This is a genomic window from Litchfieldella xinjiangensis (genome assembly GCF_000759345.1).
Lineage (GTDB): Bacteria > Pseudomonadota > Gammaproteobacteria > Pseudomonadales > Halomonadaceae > Litchfieldella_A > Litchfieldella_A xinjiangensis.
This window is the reverse complement of record NZ_JPZL01000004.1, coordinates 13244-39968: the sequence shown is the minus strand read 5'-3', so window position 1 is coordinate 39968 and position 26725 is coordinate 13244. Positions and strand designations below refer to the sequence as shown.

At 59.1% G+C, this 26725-nt stretch carries 19 protein-coding genes; 16 read left to right on the top strand and 3 right to left on the bottom strand.

The annotated features are described in order from the left end of the window. The first annotated feature begins 63 nt into the window (after positions 1–63). The 16 genes from JH15_RS14990 to pyrC all read left to right on the top strand — a co-directional run bounded on the left by JH15_RS14990 (position 64) and on the right by pyrC (position 24092). Positions 64–1203 carry a glycosyltransferase family 4 protein gene (locus tag JH15_RS14990; RefSeq protein ID WP_043531844.1) on the top strand — a complete coding sequence of 380 codons (1140 nt, stop codon included), beginning with the start codon at positions 64–66 and terminating at the stop codon, positions 1201–1203. Further along, positions 1200–1844 (top strand): sugar transferase, encoded by a 645-nt coding sequence (locus JH15_RS14985; protein WP_043531842.1) that lies wholly within the window; start codon positions 1200–1202, stop codon positions 1842–1844. The genes JH15_RS14990 and JH15_RS14985 overlap by 4 nt, the downstream gene beginning before the upstream one ends. Then, entirely contained in the window at positions 1841–2692 is an 852-nt protein-coding gene (locus JH15_RS14980) for an aldolase/citrate lyase family protein (protein ID WP_197053334.1), read from the top strand. Before JH15_RS14985 ends, JH15_RS14980 begins: the two co-directional genes overlap by 4 nt. Beyond that, positions 2686–3654 (top strand): D-2-hydroxyacid dehydrogenase, encoded by a 969-nt coding sequence (locus tag JH15_RS14975; RefSeq protein WP_043531841.1) that lies wholly within the window; start codon positions 2686–2688, stop codon positions 3652–3654. Before JH15_RS14980 ends, JH15_RS14975 begins: the two co-directional genes overlap by 7 nt. A gap of 64 nt (positions 3655–3718) precedes the next feature. Continuing rightward, the gene (locus tag JH15_RS14970; RefSeq protein WP_043531839.1) at positions 3719–5632 is read left to right on the top strand and encodes a polysaccharide biosynthesis protein; all 1914 of its coding nucleotides are present in this window, start codon (positions 3719–3721) and stop codon (positions 5630–5632) included. A 3-nt stretch (positions 5633–5635) separates the two neighbouring features. Further along, the gene (locus JH15_RS14965; RefSeq protein WP_043531836.1) at positions 5636–6556 is read left to right on the top strand and encodes a glycosyltransferase family A protein; all 921 of its coding nucleotides are present in this window, start codon (positions 5636–5638) and stop codon (positions 6554–6556) included. Between the two features lie 21 nt (positions 6557–6577). Further along, the gene (locus JH15_RS14960; protein WP_052384157.1) at positions 6578–7381 is read left to right on the top strand and encodes a glycosyltransferase family 2 protein; all 804 of its coding nucleotides are present in this window, start codon (positions 6578–6580) and stop codon (positions 7379–7381) included. A gap of 29 nt (positions 7382–7410) precedes the next feature. Then, positions 7411–8373 (top strand): phosphoribosyltransferase family protein, encoded by a 963-nt coding sequence (locus tag JH15_RS14955; RefSeq protein WP_043531834.1) that lies wholly within the window; start codon positions 7411–7413, stop codon positions 8371–8373. A gap of 10 nt (positions 8374–8383) precedes the next feature. Further along, positions 8384–9592 carry a carboxylate--amine ligase gene (locus tag JH15_RS14950; RefSeq protein ID WP_043531831.1) on the top strand — a complete coding sequence of 403 codons (1209 nt, stop codon included), beginning with the start codon at positions 8384–8386 and terminating at the stop codon, positions 9590–9592. Then, on the top strand, positions 9589–10251 hold the full coding sequence (locus JH15_RS14945; RefSeq protein WP_231566455.1) for a sugar transferase: 663 nt from the start codon (positions 9589–9591) through the stop codon (positions 10249–10251). Before JH15_RS14950 ends, JH15_RS14945 begins: the two co-directional genes overlap by 4 nt. A 15-nt stretch (positions 10252–10266) precedes the next feature. Then, positions 10267–11445 carry a DegT/DnrJ/EryC1/StrS family aminotransferase gene (locus JH15_RS14940; RefSeq protein ID WP_231566454.1) on the top strand — a complete coding sequence of 393 codons (1179 nt, stop codon included), beginning with the start codon at positions 10267–10269 and terminating at the stop codon, positions 11443–11445. A gap of 6 nt (positions 11446–11451) precedes the next feature. Continuing rightward, on the top strand, positions 11452–12738 hold the full coding sequence (locus JH15_RS14935) for an O-antigen ligase family protein (protein WP_081949061.1): 1287 nt from the start codon (positions 11452–11454) through the stop codon (positions 12736–12738). A gap of 275 nt (positions 12739–13013) precedes the next feature. Next, positions 13014–20873, top strand: a complete 7860-nt coding sequence (locus JH15_RS14930; protein WP_043531827.1) for a malectin domain-containing carbohydrate-binding protein — start codon at positions 13014–13016, stop codon at positions 20871–20873. Positions 20874–20915: 42 nt separating this feature from the next. Then, positions 20916–21920 (top strand): UDP-glucuronic acid decarboxylase family protein, encoded by a 1005-nt coding sequence (locus JH15_RS14925; RefSeq protein ID WP_052384155.1) that lies wholly within the window; start codon positions 20916–20918, stop codon positions 21918–21920. 31 nt (positions 21921–21951) lie between these two features. Continuing rightward, positions 21952–22935: a glycosyltransferase family A protein gene (locus JH15_RS17595; RefSeq protein WP_081949060.1), complete on the top strand. Its 984-nt coding sequence runs from the start codon at positions 21952–21954 to the stop codon at positions 22933–22935. A gap of 110 nt (positions 22936–23045) precedes the next feature. Continuing rightward, positions 23046–24092, top strand: a complete 1047-nt coding sequence (pyrC, locus tag JH15_RS14915) for a dihydroorotase (protein WP_043531825.1) — start codon at positions 23046–23048, stop codon at positions 24090–24092. Positions 24093–24103: 11 nt separating this feature from the next. On the opposite strand, the gene JH15_RS14910 is transcribed toward pyrC, so the two are convergent. The 3 genes from JH15_RS14910 to JH15_RS14900 are packed head-to-tail and all read right to left on the bottom strand — an operon-like array spanning position 24104 to position 26403. Beyond that, the gene (locus JH15_RS14910) at positions 24104–25336 is read right to left on the bottom strand and encodes a CynX/NimT family MFS transporter (protein WP_043531823.1); all 1233 of its coding nucleotides are present in this window, start codon (positions 25334–25336) and stop codon (positions 24104–24106) included. Beyond that, positions 25326–25892: a hypothetical protein gene (locus tag JH15_RS14905; RefSeq protein ID WP_043531821.1), complete on the bottom strand. Its 567-nt coding sequence runs from the start codon at positions 25890–25892 to the stop codon at positions 25326–25328. The genes JH15_RS14910 and JH15_RS14905 overlap by 11 nt, the downstream gene beginning before the upstream one ends. A gap of 7 nt (positions 25893–25899) precedes the next feature. Continuing rightward, positions 25900–26403, bottom strand: coding sequence for a hypothetical protein (locus tag JH15_RS14900; RefSeq protein ID WP_043531818.1), 504 nt, complete (start codon positions 26401–26403; stop codon positions 25900–25902). Between the last annotated feature and the right edge of the window lie 322 nt (positions 26404–26725).

Sequence of the window (26725 nt, the reverse complement as noted above, 5' to 3'; positions counted from 1 at the left end):
TATCCGAACCCAAGGCCGTCGCGGCATGGGCAAACAGATCGTTTTCTGGAGTCGGGAACCCTCATGACGACATCGAAAAAGAACACCGATATCTTGATCGTGGCGGGTAATGCCCGCTCCTTGATCGCCAACCGCGGTGACCTGATCAAGAGCTTGCAAGCGCGGGGATTGCACGTCTGCGCGGCCATTCCCAACGCGGATTATCTGCCTGAGGCCGAGAGCTTGGGTATCGAGGTTGTGCGCTTCGATATGGCCCGCGCGACAGTAAGCCCGCTCAAGGACATACGCACCCTTTTCTCGCTGTGGAAGACCATGCGCCGTTTTCGGCCCACCGTGGTGTTCTCGTACACCGTGAAGCCGGTTGTCTACGGTAGCCTGGCGGCCCGCCTGGCTGGGGTGCCGCGCGTCTATTCGATGATCACCGGGCTGGGCTATGTCTTCGGTGAGGAAGAGGGGCAACGGCGCCGTTGGTTGCGCCGTGTGGTATCCAAGCTCTATGCCGTTGCGCTGGCGCGTAATGATCATGTCTTCTTCCAGAACCCCGACGACCTGAATGAATTTCGCGCCCAAGGTGTCATCCGGGAGGTCGAAAAGGCGGTACGCATCAATGGCTCGGGGGTGAACCTGGAGCGTTTTCGGGAATCTGCCGTGCCCCAGGGGGCGCCGGTTTTCCTGTATGTGGGTCGCCTGCTGCGCGAAAAGGGTGTCGGGGTATTCTCTGAAGCGGCGCAGCAGATCAAGGCGCGCCATCCGAATGCCCGTTTCGTGGTCGTGGGGCCGCACGATCCTTCGCTACCGGGTGCCTGCTCGGAAGAGGAATTGGCGCGCTGGAAAGCGCTCGGCGGTGTGGAATTCGTGGGCGGGGTCAAGGACGTGCGCCCGTATCTGAACGAATGTTCGGTCTTTGTTTTTCCTTCCTGTTATCGCGAGGGCACACCGCGCTGCGTCCTGGAGGCGATGAGCGTCGGACGCGCAGTGATCACGTCGGATGCGCCCGGCTGTCGGGAGACGGTGATGGAGGGCGTCAATGGGTTCCTGGTGCCGCCACGCTCGGTGGATACGCTCGTCGAGACCATGCAGCGATTCATCGACCACCCGGAGCTGGCCGTTACCCAGGGGCGCGCGTCCCGGGCGCTGGTCGAGGAAAAGTATGACGTGGTCAAGGTCAACCGGGTCCTGCTCGACTCCATGGAGCTGTCATGACGCTCTCCCTTAAACGGGCGCTGGACATCGTTCTCAGCGCCGTGGCGTTGATCGCGTTTTCCCCGCTCCTGGCTGCGATTGCATTGTGGATCCGCCTCGACAGCCCCGGGCCAGTGATCTTCCGCCAGGTCCGCATCGGTCAGGGTCGCCGACGTTTCCACATTCTCAAGTTTCGCAGCATGGTCGACCGTCCCGCCGAAGCCATCGATCAACGCGCCGAAGGGACGCTCAAGGGCACCAGCGATCCGCGAATCACACGCGCCGGGCGGATCCTGCGCTCGACCAGTCTCGATGAACTTCCCCAGCTATGGAACGTGCTGCGCGGGGACATGAGCCTGGTGGGCCCTCGTCCGATCATCGAAGAGCAACTCGAGGTCGTTCCTGCGGAATTCGCGAGTCGGTTCGATGCGGCACCTGGCCTGACGGGGCTGGCGCAGGTACGCGGACGTCGCAGCCTGGGTTGGCTGGATCAATTGGCCTGCGATCGAGAGTACGTACTCAAGCAGAGTGTCTGGCGCGACCTGCTCATCATGGCCAGGACGGTATGGGTGGTGGTCGCTTCCAAGGATGTCTACGGCGACGAGGCAAACAACTGGCGGGCCTATCAAGCAACCGATCCTTCACGGAGGGAGGAAGCGTGAGCGAACTCAAGTACATGATGATTACCGACAGCCCCGAAGTGGCAGCGTTTGTCGAATGCCATGGGGTGGATCGCATTTTCATGGATCGCGAGGTAATCGGGAAAGCTGCCAGGCAAGGGCACCTCAATACGCATAAGGCCTGTCATAGCCTGGAAGCGATCGCCGCGGTTGCACAGTGCCTCCAACGTGCTGAGTTGATGGTGCGCATCAACCCCTTTCATGACGGTACGGCAGAAGAGGTGGAGGCCGCCATCGATCATGGCGCCCAGCGCCTGATGCTGCCGATGTTCACCACCTGCGACGAAGTAAAGCGCTTCGACCGCCTGGTCGATGGGCGGGTTCCCGTGACCTACCTCGCCGAAACGCCACAGGCGTTGGTCAGGATGCCGGGCTGGCAGAAGTATCTCACCCCCGGTGTCGATGAGGTGCACCTGGGCCTTAACGATCTTTCCTTGGGGCTGCGCCTCGAGTTTCTCTTCGAGCCCCTTGCGGGAGGCATTCTGGATCCCGCGGCGTCACTGCTCAAGAAAGCGGATATCACCTGGGGGATGGGGGGCGTGGGCCGGGTAGGCATGAACGAGCTGCCCGCCGAGCAGGTATTGGGAGAGCATGTCCGGCTGGGCTCGACCTGGGTCATCTTGAGCCGGGTGTTCCATAACTCGGCATCGAGTGTCGCGCAATTGCTTCAGGAGCTGGATTTCGCTGCGGAACTGGCGGCGCTCGACACGGTGGCACGACGGTGGGCAACGGCGAAGCCGGATCGGCTCGAGACCAATCGGCATCAGCTTGTCGAGCGCGTCTTCGGGATCGTCGAGCCAAGAACCTTGAGCGAAGTCGGCTCATGTTGATTCGACACGTCCTTTACCTGCAACGCGCTGATGTGCTCGGTGGGCAGCAAGCCACTGTGCTCGAACAGCTTCGCGAGGCCATCCCTGACGTTCAACTGACCTTTGCGGATTGTGTGGACGCGGTTCCCGAGGGCCTGAAGGTGGATGTGGTCATTACCCCCACGCTTCCCTGGCTGAGTGACGCCCTGTCGCGCCTGGGCCGCTATCGCTGGTTGCATTTCCTGTCCTCGGGCATCGAGAGAATCTGGGACATGCCCTTCGACAAGCAGGGCGTGCTCATGACCAAGAGCAGCGGAGTGCATGCCGCGCCGATCAGCGAGTACGTCATTGGCGCCATGCTGCATTTCGCCAAGCGGTTCAATCGTTACGTGCGTAATTCGGACCAGTGCCGATGGGAGCGCTATTGGCTCGATGAGCTCACCGGGGCCCGGCTGACGATCCTTGGGCTTGGCCACGTGGGCAAGGCGATTGCACGGCGTGCGCGTGCCTTTGATATGCACGTGATCGGCACCAAACGGTGCCCGGGTCATGTGCCTTGCGTTTCGGGGGTCGTTGCCCAGGATGCCATCTGGCCTTATCTGGGCGAGACCGATTACCTGGTAGTGAGCTTGCCGCTCACCGACGAGACGCGTGGCTTCGTGGGGAAACAGCTGCTTTCTTGCCTCAAGCCGGGTGCGGTGCTGATCGATGTTTCCCGGGGCGGGGTCGTGTGTAGCGACGCGGTTTCCGAGGCCATCGACCAGGGCCGGCTGAAGGGGGCCGCACTGGATGTCTTCGAACGTTATCCCCTGCCCGAAAGCTCACCGTTGTGGAAGCGGGAGGAGGTGCTGGTCACCCCCCATGTCTCGGGGACGACCCCTTTCTACCTCGACCGAGCGCTCGGCATCTTCAAAGACAATGTGCGCGCGCTTCAGGAAGGCCGTCCTCCACTGACGGCGATCGACGTCAACGCAGGGTATTGACGCCATCTGCGATGGATGGCGGCGCTGTGGATATTCAAGGAAAAGTAAAAAAGGAACAACAGGGATGAAATCAATTGAACCATTACTCAGATTACCCCGGCAGAGAAAGCGCCATGTCCTGCGTGCCGCGGATGCCGTGCTGGTCTCCATAAGCCTGCTGCTGGCCATTCTCATTCAGTTCACCGAGTGGCAGCAGCTATGGCAGAGCGGGGCGCTGTGGTCGCTGCTCGTCACGGTGGTGGCCAGCCAATTGATTTTCCATTATCTCGGCCTGTATCGGATGGTGATCCGCTTCATGAACGAGAAGGGAGCGCTGCTGATTCTGCAAGCGGTCGCTGCCACCGGCCTGGTGCTGCTGACACTCAACATGGTCACTGGCAACGCGTTGATCTTGGCAGTACCACTGATTTTTACCTTATTGGCGATTCTGACGGTGGGCGGCGTTCGCTTCTTCCTGCGCGAACTCTATCTACATAGCGTGAATAACCATCGTAAGCCGGTCATTATTTACGGAGCAGGCACGACGGGGTGCGAATTGGTCAATTCGCTACGTCATGGGGGCGACTACGTTCCTGTCGCTTTCGTCGATGACTGGAGAGGACTGGAAGGCGCTCTGGTTGAAGGCTTGCCCGTTCATCGACCGGCAGAACTCAGTGCGCTCATGGAACGTCATGCCGCCGAGCTCGTGCTGCTGGCGATACCCAGTGCCCCCCGTTACCGCCGACGCGAAATCCTGTCGGGACTGGCCGAGCAGCAGATCCCGGTACAGACCGTCCCGGGCACCGCCGATGTGCTGTCGGGGCGGGCGCGAATCAGCGATATCCGTGACGTCTCCGTTGAGGATCTGTTGGGGCGTGAGCAGGTGCCTCCCTATCCGGAACTCATGGATTCCGACATCCGCTACAAGTGCATTCTAGTCTCAGGAGCCGGCGGCTCGATTGGCTCGGAGCTATGCCGTCAGATTCTCGGCCAGGGCCCCGCCAAGCTACTGCTGCTCGATAACTGTGAATACGCGCTCTACGCCATCGAGCAAGAGCTCAGCAAGACCGCCCAGGAGACCGGGCTCAACCTGACGATCACAGCCTTGCTGGCCTCGGTACAGCAGCGCGACCGTCTCGATGCGATCATCGAGGCCTTCAATGTCCAGACGGTCTACCACGCTGCAGCCTACAAGCACGTGCCCCTGGTCGAGAACAATCTCATCGAGGGCATCCGTAACAATGTCTTCGGCACGCTCAACCTGGTGCAGGCTGCCGTCGAAGGAGGGGTCGAAACGTTCGTGCTCGTCTCGACCGACAAGGCAGTCCGCCCCACGAACGTGATGGGCGCGACCAAGCGCCTCACTGAGCTGGTCTGTCAGGCCTATGCTGCCGAAAAGGGTGCCACGCGCTTCAGTATGGTGCGTTTCGGCAACGTACTGGGCTCCAGCGGTTCGGTGGTGCCCCTGTTTCGCAAGCAGATCGAGCGCGGCGGGCCGGTGGCGGTCACGCACCCCAACATCACGCGCTACTTCATGACCATCCCGGAAGCGGCCCAACTGGTGATTCAGGCCGGCGCCATGGCCTCGAACGGCGAAGTCTTCGTGCTCGACATGGGGGAGCCGGTATGCATCCACGACCTGGCCGCCAATATGATCCGTTTATCGGGACTGGAAGTGAAAGACGAATTGAATCCCGAAGGGGATATCGAGATTGTCTTTACCGGATTGCGCCCGGGAGAAAAGCTCTACGAGGAGCTGCTGATCGGCGGTGATGTCACGTCGACCCGTCACCCGCGCATCATGAGTTCCAAGGAAGTATTTTGGGAAAGGGATCAGCTCGAGCGCTTTTTGGGCTTGATGAAACGCGCCATGAACGAGTCCAACTACGAACGTATCAAACAATTGCTGCTCGATGCGCCGGTGGATTATCGCCCCGAGGGCAGGATAACCGATCACATTTGGAAAGAGCAGGGCCTGCTGCTCGAAGCCAGGAGCTGACCCATGCCCATGTTTTCGGTCATCGTGCCGGTCTATAACAAGGCGGAATCCCTTGAGGTTTCCTTGTCGACACTGTATTCGCAAACGTACCGGGACTTTGAAGTCATTGCCGTGGATGACGGCTCGAGTGATGGCTCCGTGTCCATTCTCGAGCAGGAAGCCCAGCAGGGAAAGCTCCGGCTATTGCACCGGGACCCGCCGGGACCGGGTGGGTATGCGGCGCGAAACCACGGCGCACGACATGCCTCGGCAGAGTGGCTGCTTTTCTTCGATGCCGACGATGTCCTGTTCAAGCAGCACCTACAGACGTTCCACGACGCCATTGAGCAGCACCCGGATATCGAATTCTTCGTCAATGGTTACGAAAAGCTCGAAGGCAACTCACGGCGGCAACGAACCTGTGAATTGAGCGAGGGGCGTGTATCCCGCTCGCAGGCACTGGGGGCATTTGGCAAGAACGACTTCATTCACATGAATGGCGTATGCATCAAGGCCAGCCTCTTCGAGCGGCTTGGTGGGTTTCCTGAAGGTCGATTCAGGCGAGGTGGCGACGTCTACTTCTGGTTGAAGCTGCTGTGTACCGTGGAATGGCTACATTATTCCAAGGAAGTCACCAGCCTGTGGGTCATGGATCATCGAGGTGTGACCCGAAACCACGACAATCTGGTAGGCACCCATCCCACGCTGGAGCTCTTCTTGAAGGAACGCTTTTCCCTGACGGAGCTGGATGTCAAACGACTCAAGATCGCCGTCAATCGGAAGTCCCTGGCGTGGGCGATTGAGAAGAAATCAGCGGGGAAATCGATACGCGACGATATCGTCAATCTGTTTTATGACGTCATGAGGCCCAGGCAATGGTGTTACACCCTATGCCTGCTATTCCCGTTGTCGCTGTTTTCGTTCACTCGTGCGTTATTGCGCTAATTCACCTACCGGACCTCATCCATGCCACCACTTGTCAGCTTTTTCATGACCGTGCGAAACGGTTTGCCTATGGTGCGTGAGGCCATAGAAAGCCTGCAGCGTCAGACCTACCCGAATTGGGAAGCGGTCATCGTGGACGACGGGTCGACTGATGGCACCTTGGAGGTACTCAAGGATGAAGCGGAACGGGACCCACGGCTTGTGGTTATTCCAACGTCAGGGATCGGTCGTGGCAAGGCATTGAACCTGGCGGTCAACCATACGCGGGGCGAGTATATCGCCAATCTCGACGCGGACGACCTGGCCCATCCGCAACGTGCAGAGATCCAGCAACGCCTTCTGGCCCGGGCGGACGCAAGCGCGGCCCTGGTGGCCTGTCACGCCGTGTATTTCGAAACCCTGCAGGACTTTGCCTGGGAAGCGATCGATGATGCTGACAAGAGTGAGGATGTGACTGCGCGCTTGAAACGCAGCAATCCCTTCGGACATTCCTCGGTCATGATGCGCAAGCGGGCGCTGCTGCGGGTCGGAGGATACGATGAAATCCGGACCCGACAAATCGATTACGAGCTATGGGGCAGGTTGGCGCGCCATGGCTATCGACTGTATAAGCTGGATGCCAAGCTATCGGCAAAACGCATTCATGCATTGCAATCCTATGAAAACAAGGACCGTCTTCGTTATCTGTTTTCCAGTGTGTTATTGCAGCGAAAAATAATAAGAGACCTGAGCGGGGGCGTAGGGGATACGGGCTATATGCTATTGCGACTGGCAGGCGGGATCCTACCGCAGCGGTTGCGTATCCTTGCCAGAAAATGGCATTAACCTGACACCGGTTATGATGAGCGAATTCGATGATTTATAAAACTTATGAGAATCTGAGTCACGATATACGTAATCACCTGCCCTCGCTTCAAGCCCATAAATTCGATCTTATCGTCGGGGTGCCTCGAAGTGGCATGATACCGGCTTATATGATCGCTCTTTATCTCAACATTTCTTGCGTGGACCTGCCTACCTTCTTGAATAATGGCAGCATCGCTAATGGCAAGACGCGGAAAAGCTCACGCACAGTCGCACTGGCCCAAAATGCCAAGCGAGTGCTTCTAGTCGACGACAGCATCATGTCGGGGCGTGAAATGCGCTTTGCCAAGGAAAAAGTCGATGCCGTTTACGCCGGTACAGTGACGACGCTGGCCATCTATTCGTCACTGAAGAACCGAAGCGATATCGACCTTTTCCTTGAATACGTGCCCAAGCCCCGGACATTCGAATGGAATCTTTTCCACCGGTCGTCAATCGAACACGCATGTATTAGCCTGGATGCGCTCTTCTGCAGACCCAATGAGAGTCGAGTCGACAGCGCGCGCATATTGTCGGGTGAGCTGGAGCCTGCTTTTATTCCAAGCTATCGAATCGGCCATCTGTTAGCTGAATTTCCCATCAGCTTGCGGCATGACGTCGAAACAATGCTCGAACGTTATGGCATTGATCATGGGCAGATTCATTGGCTGCCTGACGCCATGAATACGGCGGACGAGATCGTTGCGTGGAAGGCTCGGACTTATGGCGAAATCGGGGCGAAATTTGCCATCGAGTTCAATGATCGGACCGCTGCCGAAATGGCAACGTTAACGGGTAAGCCTGTATTGGCCATTGGAAATAGCGAGATCTTCCGTGGTCCCTTCCTGCGCGGTCTGTCGCACCAGGCACCCAACTGGTGGGCAGGCTTGAAGCATCGTAGTCAGTTTTTCCCTTCTCCGATAAAAGTGTGCCTGCGCTTTTTATTTCGCCAGTTCAAACGTCTCAATTTATAACGTAGGGCCTATGAGTAACGAAGCCGATGTATTACTGACCTATGGCTGGTGTAGAAGCAGCTATGCGGCATTGAGGGGACTCGCCCAGGAAGGGGTGCGTGTCGTCGCGGCCGACCACCATCGAACGGGGATGTGTCGTGCCTCGCGACTGGCGCATGCACGGGCACGCTATGCCTCGCCCCATCTCGATCCTGCCGGGTTCGTCAGTGACATCGAGCGGCTCAGTCGTGACGCGGGCGTAGCAATGATTCTCCCGGGGCATGACGAAGGCGAGTTGTTGGCCGAGGCTCGCGATCAGGGGCGTTTCGATACGCCCGCTTCACTGCCATTGGCTTCGTCGGAAAGCCTGGCGCTGGTCAACGACAAGCATCGAATGACGTGCTTCGCTGAGCAGGCTGGGGTGCCGGTCGCGCCAATGGTCGCGTACACCAATGTGAGCCAGCTCGCTGGCTTGACGGATCCCGAGCGGCATTACATTGCCCGCGCAAGACGGGGGAATAGCTCCAAGGGGGTGCGTTATTCCCGGGGTGGCGCGTCGCTTGGCACGCTGGTAAGGGACATGCAATCGGATTTCGAACTCGATCCCCAACGCCTGCCGGTGGTGCAGGAAGTCGTTGGTGGGGAGGGTTGGGGCGTGTCCTGCCTTTATTGGCACGGTCAAGCGCTTGCATCGTTCACCCATCGCCGTCTGCAGGAAAAGGTCGCCAGTGGCGGGACGAGTACGCTGCGTATCAGCGACTCGAATCCGCTTCTCGAATCCTATGCCCATACGCTTCTCGAGCGGCTGCAATGGCACGGGCTGGCCATGATCGAATTCAAGTATGAGCCTACGCACAAGCAGGGCTACTTCATTGAAATCAATCCGCGTCTGTGGGGCTCGTTCGACCTGGCGCTCTCGTCGGGGGTCAATTTCGCGTATCTGTTGTACCTGGCCCAGACCCAGGGACCGGAAGCCGTCCTGGCGCTGGCGACCAAGGGGCGTGATGGGGTCGTCGCCAAGTGGTTGCTCGGGGATATCATTCGTCGCCTGACGCTGGCCAGACAGCGGCAGTTCGGGGCGGCGCTGTCTCGTAGCCTGCCGGGCCAGGTCGCGGTGTCGTCCTATGACGATATCAAGCGCGACGATCCCTGGATCTTCTGTGGCGAGGCATTCCATTACCTGGCCAAGGGGGTGAGTTCATTCAGCCTGAATCCGCGCGAACCGGGGATGGTACGGTGAACGAGGGAACCAGCGAAAGCCTACGCGATGACTCGGCCCTGGCGCTACCTTGCCGTGGTTTGTCGCGACCACAAGCGTGGCTCAAGCGCGGATTTGATCTGGGGCTGGCGCTTGTCCTGTTACTGCTGCTCTGGCCGATCATCCTCGTGACCGCCTTCATCGCCTGGCGGGATACTGGGGAGTCGGGCTTCTTCGTTCAGACTCGGTCCGGCCAGTATGGCAAGCCGTTTCGCATCGTCAAGATCCGCACCATGCGGCGATGCGAAGGGGTGATGACCACCGAGACGACGGTGACGGATCCGCGCATTACCCGACTCGGGCGGCGATTGCGTCAGGCCAAGCTGGATGAACTGCCACAGTTATATAACGTGCTTGTCGGCGACATGAGCTTTGTCGGCCCCCGGCCCGATATGCCGGCTGTCATGGATACGCTCCATGGCGAGGATCGTATCGTCATGAGTGTCAGGCCGGGCATCACTGGCCCGGCCTCCTTGAAGTACCGGAACGAGGAAAGCCTCCTGGCCGACGTGGCCGACCCCGAGCGTTTCAGCCGCGAGGTGATTTTCCCTGACAAGACACGGATCAATCGCCGTTATGTCATTGAATGGTCGATAAAAAAGGATATTGGCTATATGTGGCGCACCGTTTTCAATCACTAAGCAGGATAAATGCAGATGCTTCGATGGCCCCAATACAGTGAGGACGAGCAACTCGCCGTCGCCAATATCCTGCGTTCCGGCAAGGTCAACTACTGGAGCGGCCAGGAAGGCCAATCTTTCGAACAGGAGTTTGCTGCCTATCATCAGGCGAATTTCGGCATTGCGCTCGCGAATGGCACGGTGGCACTGGAACTTGCCTTGATTGCCCTGGGCATCGGGGCGGGGGATGAAGTGGTGGTGTCGCCACGGACCTTCATCGCCTCAGCGAGCAGTATCGCTCTGCAGGGCGCGACCCCTGTATTCGCCGATGTCGATGAAGCGTCTGGAAACATTACCGTCGACAGCGTCCAGGCGGTCTTGAGCGAACGGACACGTGCCATTATCGCCGTGCATCACTCGGGTTGGCCCTGCAATATGGATAGGTTGGGTCGGTTGGCCCGATATCACCGGCTCGCCCTGATCGAAGACTGTGCCCAGGCGCATGGTGCGACCTGGAATGGCCAGCCGGTCGGCAGCTTCGGCGATGCCGCCGCCTTCTCCTTTTGTACGGACAAGATCATGTCGACAGGCGGCGAGGGCGGTATGTTGCTATTGCAGGATGAAGACGCCTGGAAGCGGGCCTGGAGCTACAAGGACCACGGCAAGGACTGGGATGCCGTCATGCATCGCTCGCATCCGCCCGGGTTTCGCTGGCTGCATGAGTCCTTCGGTACCAATTGGCGTCTCACCGAAATGCAGTCTGCCATAGGCCGTTTGCAGCTACGTAAACTGTCGACATGGCTAGCGCAGCGCCGGGAGAATGCGCGGGCGCTTGCAGCGGGGTTGTCCAACGTGCCGGCGCTTCGCATCCCTGTGCCGCCTGCCGAGGCGGGTCACGCCTATTATCGTTTCTACGCGTATATACGGCCGGACGAATTGCGGCGTGGCTGGAGCCGTGACCGTGTCGTGGCTGAGCTTCAGCGTGGCGGGGTGAGCTGCATGCATGGGGGATGTAGCGAGGTCTATCTCGAGCGCGCCTTTGAGGCGACGCCGTTTGCACCCCGTGTGCGGTTTCCGGTGGCACGCCGGCTCGGTGAGACCAGCCTGATGTTCATGGTCGACCCCACCTACAGCGTAAGCGACATGCGTCATCAGGCACGGGTGGTCAGTCGTGTCATGGCCCAGGCGAGCTCGCCTGTCCATCGCACCGAGTGATGACATATGCAAGGTAGCCAGGTGTCGGGCAGGAATCACCAGGGGATTGGATGCGGGAACCAGCAGGCGCTACATCGCTGGAATGGAGCGTTGATCGCGCTGTTCGCAGCGAGCCTGGTCGTCGTGCCCATCGGCTATGCCCTGATCCCCCTGGTCTGGATAGGCTCAGGGTTAGTGCTCTGGCGAGGTTGGCAGGGCAACACGCTAGACCGTAGCGATGGTATCTGGGTGTCGGTGCTTATGGCGGCGGGCCTGTATGGCTGTCTCGACGTCCTTTTGCGTGGGCCTGCCGCGTCGGATACCTCCTGGCTGCCATTGGCAAGCTGGCCGTGGCTCGCGGCCCTGGGGCTGGTCTGGCTTCGCCAGCATCCTCCTTCGACGTTTTTCTGGTGGATGGGCGTTTGCATGGGAGCCCTTGGGGCCGGGGCGATTGCGCTTGTCGAACGGTTCATCCACGGGGATGTTCGTCCAGACAACGGGATGAATGCCATCCCCTTTGGCAACCTGTCGTTGTTATTAGGTATGTTCGCTTTGATCCCGGCGATGACCGCACGCAATATTATTCCAGCGAATGGCTGGATGCTGGGCCTGTTGGCCTGGATTGCAGCGATCGGGGGACTTGTTGCCTCACTGCTTTCCGGCACGCGAGGCGGGTGGATCGCGGTCCCCTTGTTGTTTGCGGTGGTCTGGTTTTCATTGGGTCGCGGGTCCGCACGACGCCTATCCACACTCGTGGTCATCCTGACGGTCGGCTTCGTACTGATGACAGCAGCCTGGCCGGATGCCCGGGTCGCCAAACGCTGGAACCAGGCCGTTGAGGCCAGTACCCGCTATTTTTCGGGTGAAACGACAAGTGGTTCGGTGGGCACCCGTATCGAACTCTGGCGGGCTGGGCTCGTGCTGTTTGCGGATCGGCCGTGGTTGGGCTGGGGCGAAGCCGGGGTGGCCCCCGAACGCGATCGCCGCGTCGAAAACGGAGAACTGCCTCCAGCCGGCCTTCAACATGACCAGTTGCACAGTGATGTCATCGATACGGCGGCTCGCCGTGGTCTGTTAGGTCTCATCGTGTTGGGGACGCTGTACCTGGTTCCGCTGGGCTATTTTTCGCAGCATATTCGCGCGGACAACTTGCAGGTACGCGGTCTCGCACTTTCGGGTGTCATTCTCGTACTGGCTTTCATGATATTTGGCCTGACTCAAACCATGCTACGTGACCCAAGGGGCTTCGCGGCGTATCTGGTCTTCGCGGTCGCCTTGTGGTCGATGCTGAAAACGTCCCTGGCACGGACGTGATTGCAACCCTTTTTCTCCCCGTTGAATGGGCCTGGCGCCTGTATTGGCTTCGCTAAGCGGCCATGAGTCGTTTTATTCATACTTTTATAGTTTGCCCGCCTCATTAAAAAGTTATTTAAAAATCTGATTAACTACTTCAGTGATTAGTGCTTAATCATCTTATTTGTTCGCAATGTTCATGCTTGTAAAGTTAGGTAATCAGGCTCTATTTTAACTTCATGTATTGGGCTATCGCATTCCGCTAGAGCGCTCTTTCAAAGTGCAGGGTCACGACCATGGTCAGTAACGATTTTTCCAAGAGTAGCCTCGACCTCAACGGCAAGGTTTCACTGACCCAACCTACTGCGCTGGTATGGGGGCCCGATGGAAAGCTGTATGTCACCGAGGTTTCAGGGAGCGTCAAGGTACTTACGGTTGCCTTTGGCGACACGAATCCCGGCGATGCCGACCAGGCAAGCTATTTCCATGTCACTGAGGCGCAAACGCTCGATCTCGTCAAGGACATCCCCAATCATGACGATGACGGTTCGCTAGCCAGCGGCACGAATCGCCAGGTGACGGGCATTGATGTGGTTCAGCAGTTCGATGCCGAGGGGCAGCCTGTATATATCGCGGGTAAACCTGCGGTCAGCGTCTACGTCACCTCGAGCGACAGCCGTATTGGCGCCGGCGGTAACGGAAGCGATATCGGACTCGATACCAATTCAGGGGTCATCACGCGGATCGATCAGACCAGTGACGGCTGGCAGGCGGTGGATATCGTTCGTGGCCTGGCGCGATCCGAGGAGAACCATTCGCTCAACGGGCTCGAGGTCATCCAGACGCTGGACGATACCGGCGCATTGCTCAGCCAACGGCTGATCGTCGCCAATGGCGGCAATACCAATAGTGGGGCGCCTTCGAACAATTTTGCTGGTCAGCAGGAAACGGCCTACAGCGCGGCCATTCTCGAAGTGGATCTCGATCAACTGGCGGTAATGCCCCTGCAGACCGATGCGCAATCCGGGCGTCTTTTTCTCTATGACATCCCTACGTTGGACGATCCCACTCGCGACGGAACACCGGATGCCAACGATCCCTTCGGCGGTAACGATGGTCTCAACGGCGGCAAGATCGATCCCGATGGGCCAGTCCAGATTTACTCGGCCGGATACAGGAACGCCTACGACGTCGAAGTCAGCGACGATGGCCGTATCTGGACCTATGACAATGGCGCCAACAATAGCTGGGGCGGGCGACCCATCGGGGAAGCCGGGGATAACGGCAAGAACACCGATTATTCCCAGTTGCTGGGGTATATCGCGACCAACTTGAACAATGGCGATATCAACCCGGGTGACACCATCAACCTGGAGAGTTGGAGTCCCAAGAACTATGACCAGTTCCATGAGGTTACTCGCTCAGACGATCTGGCTGGCCGTGACCTTTCGTCGGGCCAGGGTGGGGCGTCGTCCTATGAGTGGGAGGATGCCGAAACCGGTGAACTCCTGACCCTGGTTTACGGAGGGCACCCCAACCCGACACGGGCCAGCGGCGGACAGTCGGGCTTGCTTTTCACGCCCAAGGATGGGGTGGCCGATGCGTATCTGCTGCTCTCCAATGTCGATAAGGAGGGGCCTGGCAGTAGTGATTACGCCGCCGTTCATGCCTGGCTATCGAGTGTCGAGACCCAATATGGCAGTGATGCCGAAAATGAACTGACCGGTCGGCTCATCGCTGTCACGCCGGGAGAGCGCTATTACGTCACCGATGCGGGCAAGGCGTACCTGGCCAGCGCGTATCCCGACGCGCCTGAGAGCATCAATGGTGAAACGGTGCTCGGCGAGACGGGCATGCCGGCCGATTTTGACCAGGTCGTGGCCACGCTCAATCCCATCGAGGGCAACTATCTCGAAGGGGGCTATACCGATGGCGCGCTGGATTCCGGTAAAGGCTCGATCAATGGCCTGACGGAATACACCTCGACAGTGCTCGACGATCCCGAGAGTGGCGTAAAGATGTCGGGGTCGATACTGGCTGCCAGTCTCAACCAGGGCACCCTGATTGTCATGGGACGTGACGAAAATGGCGTCATGCAAACGGTCGTCGGTGGAAGTGGCCAGACATTGGCTGCCAATCGGACAGTGATCGATGTCAGCGGGGCTCCCCTGGGCCTGGCGTCGCTCGGGGACGACCTGAGCGCCTTCGGCGGACAGAACGCGTTTCAAGGCTCGATCTGGACGACGGTCTTCAAGCAGAACGGGCCATTGATCGAGATATTGCAACCGGCCAACGGCAAGGTACCTCTGGCCGGAACGGTTGTCGTCAATGATAGCGATCATGACATGGATGGCCTCGACCATGTCCATGATCCGTTCGAGTTCAGCGACACGAATGGCATGGCGCTGGCTGTCGGCGAGCGTATCACGCTGGATTTCCAGCCTACGGGTAACCCCTATCCGGGAACATTGCTCGATACGGGCTTGATGGGTGCGGCACTGGATGGCATTACGCCCAATCGCGACGCACGTACCGCCGACGAGGGATTCTCCGCTGACCAGCAGCGTGAGGGGCTCTACGACCTTGGCGGCAACATCATCCCCGGCGGAAACGCGCCGATCTTCCAGATCAAGAACGTCGCGGGCGGTACGATGGTGGGCGTGGACAATACCGCCAGGGATGCCATGCATGTCGGCATCCGTCCGGCGAGCGATGTCGATAGATTGCTCATCAGTTCCCAGGTCAAAAACTGGGTTCCCTCGGTCAGCGGTGGGCTCAAGGCGGGCCAACTCACAGGCATTACCCTGGGCGATGGGACTCAGGCCAATTTCCTGCGGCTGGTTTTCGGGGCGGTCATGGTGGATGGCGTGCTCGCTGCCGGTTTCGAAGTGGGCTATGAGCTTGGGGACAGCTATACCCCAGTGGCCACGGTTGCCGCACCGGAGCTGAGCCAGGGCGATATCGATTCCCTGACGTTGCACCTCGAAGTCGATCTGGGGGATGACTTCGCCGTCACTGCGGGCTATTCAGCCCAGGGCGAACAGGCGGTTACGGGGTTCGATCTTGGCGGTTTTCATCTGCCTTCCGGTGTTCTGCAGGATGTCTTGACCGGCAAGCATGCCATACAGCAGGGGGGCATCAGTGTTCCTTCCGGTGCGGCGGTGGGCTTCGTTGCCGAGACATCCCCCGAGGACGCAGCCAGCGATCAGGGCCTGTCGGCCATCGATTTCTACGATCTGAATATCGAGGCGCGAGGCAATGATATCGCCGCGACGACAGGGGCGGCAGTCGGCACCATGGGCACCGAGGGGACCGATACGCTGGTCTATTCGGGCAGCGATACCCAACTTTCCGCACTCCACGCCAGTGTCGAGAATTTCGACGGTAGTCAATCGGTGGCCGATTTCGTGGCCACGGGCAACAGCGGCGACAATATTCTTATCGCTGGCTCGGGTCAGAACACGTTCACGGGGGCGGGGGGGAAAGACAGCATACGTGGCACATTCGATACCATTGACGGTACGGTCATCACGGATTTCCTGCCCGACGATGAATTGCTCGTTATCGATGCTGCATTGCACGCTTCGGATGTGACCTATTCGCAGCAAGACGGTCGTGTGAAGCTGACCTTGAACGATCCTGAGACGAACGAACAGGCCTCGATCTGGCTCGAAGGCCTCCTGTTTGCGAACCCGAATGCGGGGCAGCTCGAGAACTTCTTCAATATCGAAACAACGCCCACCGGAACCCGGATCACCTTCGATTCCTCCCAGGTGGTCTACCGCGTCAACGCCGGTGGCGAAACACTGGCTGCAACCGATGGCGGCCTCGAGTGGCAGGGCGATACGAGCTCGAACTTCGCCTATCTGTCCGGCAACACCAAGGACGCCTATCTATCCCCGGCGACCGATGAAATACATGAAGTCGACCTGGGCCAGCTTTCGGCAAATGTACCCTGGCAATTGTTTGCCACGGAGCGATACGACGGCAAAAGCGCCAGCCCTGCGCTGGAATATGCCTTCCCCGTCCTCAACGGCGAGATGTATTCCGTCACACTCTTCTATTCCGAGAACTGGAACGGCATTTTCGATTATGCAGGGGATCGACTCTTCGACGTTGCCGTGGAAGGTGCTGTACCGGATGCGTTCAAGAGTATCAATCCGCTCAGCGAAGCCTATGCAGCATTGGGTGAGGACGCCACTGAAGCAGAGGTGCTGGGACTCGGGTTGTCTCGAACGTACTACCTGACGGCGGGCGACGATACGTTGAACCTGGTATTTCAACACGTTGACCAGAATCCCAAGGTCAACGGGATCGAAATCCGTCACTTGGCCTTCGGCGAGGCCCCTGCAGATGAACAGGCGCCTGTGGTGACAGGTATCGTCGTCGAAACACCCCTGGATAATGATAGCCCGCTGCAGGTCATTGTCTCGTTGTCGGATGATCAAGGAATCGACCTGGAGAGTATTGCGGGGAACGAATTGGTGTTTACCGGCCTCGAGCCGGGAAGCGTCAGCCTGGTGCCTGGAGGTACCACCTCCACGGAGGGCGGCAAGGTCGTCACGGTGACTTATAGCGTATCGCCTCCTGACAACAACAATGCCTGGCCGGACGGCACCTATAAGGTCGGCGTGGCGGAAGGGGCCTTCGTCGACCTTGCCGGTAATGCCAGCAGGTACTATGAAGCAGCCTTTTCGTTGAATGACGGCACGCCCGATCCCGAGACACTGTTCATGCTCGGCTTCGAGACCGCGGGCGACCCGCTGGATGAGGGCGGCTTCGATGGTGTGCTCGGCGGCATAAGCGACAGCTCGGTCATTACGCACATCGAAGGCGGCGACCTGGTGGTCCAGACCTCCAACGGCGATATCTACAAGAACAACAGCGCCAACGATTTCATCAAGTACACCGACCTGAGCGATGCCTCGCTCAACGAGATGCAAGTCAGCACCCGCTTCGCCAACCCCTTCCCGGCCGCCTTGGCGGCGCAGGGCAAGGCGGCCGATGTGATTCCCGACTACGCCCAGCAGGGGCTGCTGTTTGGCCTGGGCACGCAGGGCAAGAACGAAGTGGTGAAACTGGTCTTCGGCGGTATCGGCGGCAATGTGGTGCAAATCTGGTCGAACCCCGATGGCAAGAACGGCATCAAGACGAGCTACCAGCTAGACGACATGCTAGCCGACAGTGCGCTGGGTCTGGAGGATGTTGCCGACATCGAAATGACGCTGTCGATCGACAAGGCGGCGGGCACGGTCACCCCCTGGGTGACGCTCTATGACGAGAGTGGTGCGGTGATCGGCGGCCTGCGCAGCGAAGCGACGCCGGGGTTCGTCACGGCGAAAGCCGAGAACCTGCCAGCGGCTGTGCTGGATAACCTGCTGGATTCCGCTGTGCCCACTGCCGTGGGGGTGACCTCGAACGATTACGGCAGCTTCGGTTCCTTCGAAGCGCGGTGGGACTATCTCAACGTGACGACACCAGGCGATGGTAGTGGCCAGCCCCCTGTGGAGCCGACTCTGTTGGCGCTCGGCGATGCCCCGACCCTGGTCGAGAGCGGGGATAGCGGTGTGACGAGTCTGCTTTTCCCACTCACCGCCGATTCCCCGATCGAGGGTAGCCTGACCGTCACCTATCGTATCGATGGCGGATCCCAGCAATCCCAGTCGGTGGTCTTCATCGACGGTCAGGCCACCTTGCTCATCGACGTTGCCAACGACGATATCGATACCGGTACCACGTCAGTCACTGTCGAGCTGGTCAGCGTAGAGAGCGGCGACGTCGCTATCGATTCCCAAGCCAGTACGGCGAGTGGCGATATCGAGGAAGACGATGGGATCCCATCGCCCGAGCCCGATCCAGAGACGCTGTTCATGCTCGACTTCGAGACCGCGGGCGACCCGCTGGATGAGGGCGGCTTCGATGGTGTGCTCGGCGGCATCAGCGACAGTTCGGTCATCGCTCGCATCGAAGGCGGCGACCTGGTGGTCCAGACCTCCAACGGTGACATCTACAAGAACAACAGCGCCAACGACTTCATCAAGTACACCGACCTGAGCGATGCCTCGCTCAACGAGGTGCAAGTCAGCACCCGCTTCGCCAACCCCTTCCCGGCCGCCTTGGCGGCGCAGGGCAAGGCGGCCGATGTGATTCCCGACTACGCCCAGCAGGGGCTGCTGTTTGGCCTGGGCACGCAGGGCAAGAACGAAGTGGTGAAACTGGTCTTCGGCGGTATCGGCGGCAATGTGGTGCAAATCTGGTCGAACCCCGATGGCAAGAACGGCATCAAGACGAGCTACCAGCTCGACGACATGCTAGCCGACAGTGCGTTGGGTCTGGAGGCTGTTGCCGACATCGAAATGACGCTGTCGATCGACAAGGCGGTGGGCACGGTCACCCCCTGGGTGACGCTCTATGCCAAGAGTGGTGCGGTGATCGGCGGCCTGCGCAGCGAAGCGACGCCGGGTTTCGTCACGGCGAAAGCCGAGAACCTGCCAGCGGCGGTGCTGGATAACCTACTGGATTCCGCTGTGCCCACCGCCGTGGGGGTGACCTCCAACGATTACGGCAGCTTCGGTTCCTTCGAAGCACGGTGGGACTATCTCGAGGTGACCGGCCCCGGAAGCGATGGCTCAGGCGAGCCGACAGTCATTGCGATCGACGATGCGCCGACACTCATCGAGAGCGGGGATAGTGGTGCGACACGCCTCCTTTTCCCCTTGACGACCGACGACGATGTCAATGCCGAGATGGCGATCGAGTACTCGCTCGATGGCGGCGTGACCACTGCCTTCCAAACGGTAGCGTTCGTCGACGGACATGCCTCGCTGAGTATCGATATCGTCAATGACGAGAGCTACGACGGGGTCGACATCGTCACGGTGGAGCTGATCGACGCGCTTGATAACGCGTATGTCATCGATGGCCAGGCCTACCGCGCCCTGGGTACGGTCCTGGAAGACGACGACCCGGAGCCCATGACGGCTAGCGAGGTATTCGCCCAGGCCGCCATCGAGATCCCCGATAGCTATGCGGCGGGCCATATAGGTTCCGTCCTGGTCACAGTGACCCCTGGTGGCGGTGTGCAGAAATCGAACTTTGGCGTCAATTCTTTCGAGGTCACCAACATCGGCGACAAGAAAATTGCCGCGGTCTTTTTCGATGTCAGGTCCGCCCTGTATGGCGACAGTGTGTTCGATCCCGACGGCAAGGGCGGCGATACCGCCTACAAGGATTGGAGCCTCGATACTGCTGGCAACACCGGCGCCATTTCCCCCTCTCAGTACGAACATTACTTCTTGCGAGGCGCCGACCCTGATCCAACGAACGCGGCCAATAACGGTGGGTTTCATGGGGCATTGTTGAAATTCTCCGCAACCACCGATGGCGGCTTCAATCCAGGTGAAAAGGTGGGATTCAGCGGCGATATGGATCCCAACTCCATCGCAGGGATGCAGAAGGAAGGGACGTACGGGGTCGATACGAATTCACAGCCGCAGTGGGATGTGGGCGGGATCTCCGGCGCAGAACTGATTGGCTCCACGGTGCATGTTCAATTTACCGACGGCTCGATTGCCAGTGGGCAACTGATGGGAGACACGAGCCAGTCCGGTGCCAGGGCCCTGGTCAGCGAAGGCATGCGTGACGCCGAGGTCTCTCTGGAAGTCAACAGTCTACTTCCCGGCGAGGATGGTACGTATCAGGACAGCGCGCCGAGTGTCGAAGTGTTTGGTGAAGCAGGGGCCTGGGTGCGGGTCATCATGACTAAGGGCCACCAGCCGGTAGTCGGCGAACAAGTCGGCGTGGGGGATATCGTTGACTGGCGCTTGTCGGGAGAGGCGTTCCCGGTCAATAACGCGGCGGAGTTCCAATTTGTCGATATCCAACTCGACGTCAATGGCTATGCCGATGTCACCGAACGTTTTGCCTACGACACGTTCCTCAATGGAACGGTCGCTTTCGAGGGAAGCGATAGGCTGCCTCTCGGTTTCGTCGCGGCCGTCATGGATTCGTCGGGCCAGGGCGCCATGGCAGTAGGCCCGGTCTCCTCGCCCATCTATTTGCAGCATGATGATTCGGTAGCCACTGCCCTGCATGACGACAGTGTAACCATTCTAGGGGTCAGCCCTTACGTGGGTGATGACATTGAAATCGCTTGAAATACAAGAGCATTACGTCAGGGACGAGTGAGGGAGATTCCTATGGGTAAGAGTATCCTGGTAACAGGTGGCGCAGGTTTTCTGGGGTCGCATCTCTGTGAAAGGTTGTTGGATGAGGGTAATGAAGTCATCTGCGTGGATAACTTCTATACGGGGCGGAAGAGCAATATCTTTCACTTGATGAATAACCCCAATTTCGAGGTCATTCGCCACGACGTCAATTTTCCGCTCTATGTGGAAGTCGAGGAGATCTATAATCTCGCTTGTCCTGCGAGCCCGGTCCACTACCAGTACGATCCGGTACAGACCACCAAGACGAGTGTGCATGGCGCCATCAATATGCTGGGATTGGCAAAACGCACGCAAGCGCGGATCCTTCAAGCCTCGACCAGCGAGGTTTATGGCGATCCTGAAGTCCACCCACAACCGGAAAGCTATTGGGGTGTGGTCAACCCCATCGGCCCACGAAGTTGCTACGATGAAGGAAAGCGCTGCGCGGAAACGCTTTTCTTCGATTACCAGAGGCAGTATGGCGTCGATATCCGGGTGGCACGGATATTCAATACCTATGGACCCCGGATGCACCCCGACGATGGCCGCGTGGTCAGCAATTTCATCATGCAAGCGCTGCAAGACAAGGACTTGACGATATACGGGCGAGGCAACCAGACGCGCAGCTTCTGTTATGTCGACGATCTCATCGACGGCCTGGTGCGGCTGATGCGGGCTGAGGGATGCCAGGGGCCGGTGAATATCGGCAATGATGCCGAATTCACCATTGCCCAGCTTGCTGATACCGTTTTGAGACTGACCCAAAGCTCAAGCAGGCTCAGCATTCATCCGCTTCCCATGGATGATCCGAAGCAACGTCGTCCCGACTTGAGGCTGGCTCGCGAACTGCTTGGCTGGACGCCCAAGGTAGGGCTCGAGCAGGGGCTGCGCCAAACGATCGACTACTTCCGGGACCTGGTTGCAACGCAGGGGACGCTCACAGTTTTGCCGCGTGCGCATGCCGCTGCCGAAGCCTACTTGAGGAAGCTTGCATGACACTGTGCTTATTTTTCTGTCCGAGGGAACAATGATGAAAGGCGTCACGGTAAGTGTGGTGGTACCCGCCTACAACGTAAAGGATTACGTCCAAGCATCGATAGACTCCCTTTATGAACAGACGGAACCCTTCGATGAAGTCATCGTGGTCGATGACGGAAGTATCGATGGCACACTGACTATTCTGGAGCAATACAGGATCCATGATAACTTCACTCTGATAGCCAAGGAGAACGAAGGGCAGGGCGTGGCGAGAAACGTTGGCATGTCGCATGCTACGGGTGATTACATTTATTTTTTCGATTCGGATGACCTCGTCGATAGGCGGTTTGTCGAAAAAATAAAGGCGATCATCATCGAACAGTCGCGCCCGGATCTCATTTTCTTCTCGGGTCAGTGCTTTTCCACGGACGAATTCTATACGGAATTCTCGCCCGATTATCAGCGCAGTTTTGAATTGAAAAATGCGACATCGGAAAAGGCGATACGTGCGTTCAATGAATCGGGACGCTTCGTCTCTCAACCTTGCCTATATATCAGCAAGCGAGGCCTGTGGGGGGCCAATGGCATCGAGTTTCCCGCTTCTTCCTACGAAGATGAAGAGGTGCTTTTTCCCCTGATACTCGCTGCCAGGACGGTCAGCGTTATCAAGAACGTATTCTTTTACCGGCGAATACGCCCCAATTCCTTCATGACCTCACCCAATGATCCCAAGAAGGCTCACGGATATGGTGTCGTGATGCGCTCCATGTTGAAATTGTGTAGCGAGTATGAGGGTAACGACCGCTTGACTCGACGTATCATGAAGCGAAGGGCGGGGATCTTTGCGTCGAAGCATGTCAGTGCCTGCAAGGCGCTGGGCATGCGGGTGGACCATGCGGAAATCGTTCGCTGCGCTGCCAAATTGCGAAGCCCGATGTTATTGGCCAGAGCCGTTTATCGTACGCAAAGCAGCAGGATGCAATCATTGCTGCAGGGGCTGTTAAAGCCGATTCTCGCTTTTTCGCGCAAGTAGCGTACAGACCTTCCATGAGGCGCATCGATCTTGCTGGGGGCTGGCATCCCCATTAGCCCGGGCTATACTGTGCGGCCGCTGACTTGCTGAAACTTCGATCAGAGCCGCCCGTGAACCAGATTACCCTGACCCGCCCCGACGATTGGCACCTGCATGTACGCGACGGCGAGGCGATGAGCGCCGTCATCTCGCATAGCGCGCGCCAGTTCGGTCGCGCCATCATCATGCCCAACCTGACGCCACCGGTAACCACGACGGAACAGGCGATCGCCTATCGTCAACGTATCCTGGCAGCCTTGCCTGAAGGGAGCGATTTCGAGCCCTTGATGACGCTGTACCTTACCGATCGGACCCCGGCCGAGGAAATCGAACGGGCCAAGGACAGCGGTATCGTGCATGCCGTCAAGCTCTACCCGGCAGGGGCCACGACGAATTCCGACTCGGGCGTGACGGATATACGTCACTGCGATACGGCGATCGAAGCCTTGGCACGGGTGGGAATGCCATTGCTGGTGCATGGCGAAGTAACCAGCGCCGAGATCGATATCTTCGATCGTGAAGCGGTGTTCATCGAGCGGGTAATGAAGCCGCTGCTGGATCGCTTCCCCGCTCTCAAGGTGGTATTCGAGCACATCACGACCCGAGATGCCGCTGAATTCGTGCGTGAAGCGCCCGCCAATATCGCCGCCACGATCACGGCACACCATCTGCTGTTCAACCGCAACCACATGCTGGTGGGGGGTATACGGCCCCACTATTTCTGCCTGCCGGTACTCAAGCGAGAAACGCATCGCCATGCGCTGCTTGAAGCGGCAACGTCCGGTAGCGGCAAGTTCTTTCTGGGCACCGACAGTGCACCGCATACGCGTGGTGCGAAGGAGTCCGCCTGCGGTTGCGCAGGGGCGTTTACGGCGCCTTCCGCCATCGAACTGTATGCCATGGCGTTCGATCAGGCCGGCGCCCTGGAGCGGTTGGAGGGGTTTGCGAGCCATTTCGGACCGGACTTCTACGGCCTGCCGCGAAACGCCGAGCGCATCACCTTGAGCCGCGAGCCGTGGTCGCTACCGGAAACGCTTCCCTATACCAGCGGTGAAGTCATCGTTCCCTTGCTTGCCGGAGAGACACTGCCCTGGAAGCTGATGCAACCCCAGGCTTAAAAAAGGGGGCTTCACCGTGACTGCCGGGTGATCAATCGTCCCTCGGGGTCGAGTTCCAACCGGTAGTTGCGACCGGCCTTGAGAGCGAACAAGGCGGCGACAATGCATACCCCCATGAGCACGGCACAGATCTGAGCGAGACCGGCATCGGTTTGCAGCAACAGGCCAATACCCAGAGGGCCTAGCGAGGCCAGGGTGTAGCCCAGACCCTGTGCCATGCCGGACAACTTGCCTGCCAAGCGGGAGTCGCCACTGCGAAGCACGATCAGGGTAAGCGCCAAGCTGAAGCTTCCGCCCTGGCCTAGGCCAAGCAGGACAGCCCCCGTCCATCGCCAAGCGACAGGACCGACCAGCAAGATGGCGAGTCCGCCTGCCGTGGATGTCAGAACCATGAGAATGGCCGGTCGCTGATCCCGGCCCAATCGGGCAAGCCAGGGGGCTCCCAACGCGGAAATCAACTGGACCATGACCGAGAACGCCAACAGCCAGCCGGCTTCTCCCTCACTCATCCCTCGCCGCTGAAGTAGCACCGGGAGCCAGCCGAAAACGATATATGCCAGTGAGGATTGTGAGCCCATTAGCCCCGTGACCTGCCAAGCCAACGGTGCGCTCGACAAGCGAACCGCGGGAGGCTTGGGCTCGTCTGTGGTGCGTTGGGGCCATGGGTGTGGCATGCGCGTTCGCCAAGCAATCAACGCTGCCACTGCCAACAGGCCCCAGCTTGACAGGCTGAAGCGCCAGTCCTCGAAAAAATCCGCCAGGGGAACGCTCAGGCCGGCGCCGAGCGCTCCTCCCAGGCATAGCGCCATGGTGTAGACGCCGGTCATCAGGTCGGCACCCCGCGGTAGCTCGCGTTTGACCAGGGCGGGGAGCAGGGCGCCTAAAATGCCGATGGCGGCACCCACCAACAGGGTGCCGGCGTAGAGCCGCCAGGCGTCGTGACTGGCTCGCAGGAACAGGGCCGAGCCGAGTACCAGCAGTGCCAGGGAGAGGGTGCGCTCCGGCCCAAGACGCTTGGCCAGCCAAGGGGCGAGCGGCGCAAAAATCCCCAGGCAGAGCACCGGTAGTGTGGTCAAGGCCCCGATACCCACTGCACTGAGCCCGGTGTCCTCCTGTATGCGTGCCAGCAACGGAGACAGCGATGAGAGTGCCGGTCTGAGGTTCAGCCCGACCAGTACCATCAGGGCGAGAAACGCGGCGATCTGTCTGGTGGATGTTCTTGGTTTCGCTGGGTTATCGGTCATCGTCGCTGCGTTGCCATTCCCGGGATCTTCCACCCGGCAGGTGTCGAGGGGAAATATTCGAGGAGCCTTTCTGGCGATGGGGTACGTCATCGCCCAGGGCATCGAGGGGCACGAACAGGGGAGCGCCCGCATGATCCTTGGCAGCGCTAGGCGAGGCCTTGGCGCGTATGCCGGACACATCCTCGATGCTGCTCAAGCTGGGCTGGCCATTCATCAAAACCGCCTGGGTGGCGAGCCTGCCGGTATAGGCCCAGCAGCGTTGCGGGACCCAGGCAATACGGAAGCGTCGGTCTCGCCAGTGCGCCTGATCGTCGTCATCGATCATCAAGTCGTCGAAAGGGATCAAGGCTTGGAAGAGGGCCGAATTGAGCACGATGCCACCACTGGCCAGGCGAACCGGACCTTGATAGTGGCCGCGTGATAGAGCGGCCAGTTTTTCCTTGTGCTTCTGCTTGCCTTCGACAATACCCTGGCCGCAGAGATGCAGCACATCCGAGTCGATCTGCTTGACGACCCAGACACGGGGCGGTTTGGCGGGTTTAAGCCAGTTGAGCACGGCGGCGTCAGGTCATGTACTTGCGCAGGTCGCCACGGACGGCGTCCAGCAGGGTGATGAAGTGGGTGTCGCCTCGGGCATCGATGCGGTCGACACGGCTGACGGTCGACATCGAGCGCTCGACCTTGAGTTCGTCGTAGATCTCCAGCGTGATCTTCGTTGCCGGCTTGTCACCGGGCTCGATGATGCCATCTTCGAGCGTGAAGGTTTCGAGCAGGTGGGCTCGCACCCGGGTCATGCCACCTTCGGCCAATACCCGACGTACGAAGAGCCACCCTTCGCAGGGCAATACATCGTCGCTACCGCGCTGGCGCATGAATAGCGCTCTATAGCATGCCCCTTCGCGACTGCCCTTGTCCGCCATGCTGCGATAGGCCTCGACAACACGATTGGAGGCGACACCGGCTTTGGCCATACGTTCTGAAGCGCCGCGGTGTTCCTGACTCAGCTGCTCCTGGCGTTGGAATACCAGCCATCGGCGATACTCGGCGATGAGAGACGACGCGTCCATGTGTACTCCTGTGATGGCTCGGTTGTAATCGTTAACGTTCTCACAAATGGGTTTTCCCGTCGAGATGTGCTCGCGCAGTACTTAGCCAACGCCATTCGGTAGGCAGCTTCCCCGTGACGGCGACGCTTTCCAGCTTCGATACCACGCTGGTCCGAGCCGCCCAAGGGGATGCGTACTGCCCTGTCACGACCTGTGCCCGGCTATGCCGGGCACAGTCGTTTTTGACACAAAATCACACTAAAGAAGCCCACTTGATGGCCGATAGAAGGAATAGACCGTCCAACCATGGCCTTTTTGTCGCGTTGTCCTCGCGACGAGGCTG

Bases quoted from the DNA above. Each gene is read 5' to 3' on its own strand.
- JH15_RS14925 (WP_052384155.1), top strand. From the start codon at position 20,916: ATGGGTAAGAGTATCCTGGTAACAGGTGGCGCAGGTTTTCTGGGGTCG.
- JH15_RS14990 (WP_043531844.1), top strand. From the start codon at position 64: ATGACGACATCGAAAAAGAACACCGATATCTTGATCGTGGCGGGTAAT.
- JH15_RS14900 (WP_043531818.1), bottom strand. From the start codon at position 26,403: ATGGACGCGTCGTCTCTCATCGCCGAGTATCGCCGATGGCTGGTATTC.
- JH15_RS14950 (WP_043531831.1), top strand. From the start codon at position 8,384: ATGAGTAACGAAGCCGATGTATTACTGACCTATGGCTGGTGTAGAAGC.
- JH15_RS14910 (WP_043531823.1), bottom strand. From the start codon at position 25,336: ATGACCGATAACCCAGCGAAACCAAGAACATCCACCAGACAGATCGCC.
- JH15_RS14985 (WP_043531842.1), top strand. From the start codon at position 1,200: ATGACGCTCTCCCTTAAACGGGCGCTGGACATCGTTCTCAGCGCCGTG.
- JH15_RS14955 (WP_043531834.1), top strand. From the start codon at position 7,411: ATGATTTATAAAACTTATGAGAATCTGAGTCACGATATACGTAATCAC.
- JH15_RS14930 (WP_043531827.1), top strand. From the start codon at position 13,014: ATGGTCAGTAACGATTTTTCCAAGAGTAGCCTCGACCTCAACGGCAAG.
- JH15_RS14965 (WP_043531836.1), top strand. From the start codon at position 5,636: ATGCCCATGTTTTCGGTCATCGTGCCGGTCTATAACAAGGCGGAATCC.
- JH15_RS14960 (WP_052384157.1), top strand. From the start codon at position 6,578: ATGCCACCACTTGTCAGCTTTTTCATGACCGTGCGAAACGGTTTGCCT.
- JH15_RS14940 (WP_231566454.1), top strand. From the start codon at position 10,267: ATGCTTCGATGGCCCCAATACAGTGAGGACGAGCAACTCGCCGTCGCC.
- JH15_RS17595 (WP_081949060.1), top strand. From the start codon at position 21,952: ATGATGAAAGGCGTCACGGTAAGTGTGGTGGTACCCGCCTACAACGTA.
- JH15_RS14975 (WP_043531841.1), top strand. From the start codon at position 2,686: ATGTTGATTCGACACGTCCTTTACCTGCAACGCGCTGATGTGCTCGGT.
- JH15_RS14970 (WP_043531839.1), top strand. From the start codon at position 3,719: ATGAAATCAATTGAACCATTACTCAGATTACCCCGGCAGAGAAAGCGC.
- JH15_RS14935 (WP_081949061.1), top strand. From the start codon at position 11,452: ATGCAAGGTAGCCAGGTGTCGGGCAGGAATCACCAGGGGATTGGATGC.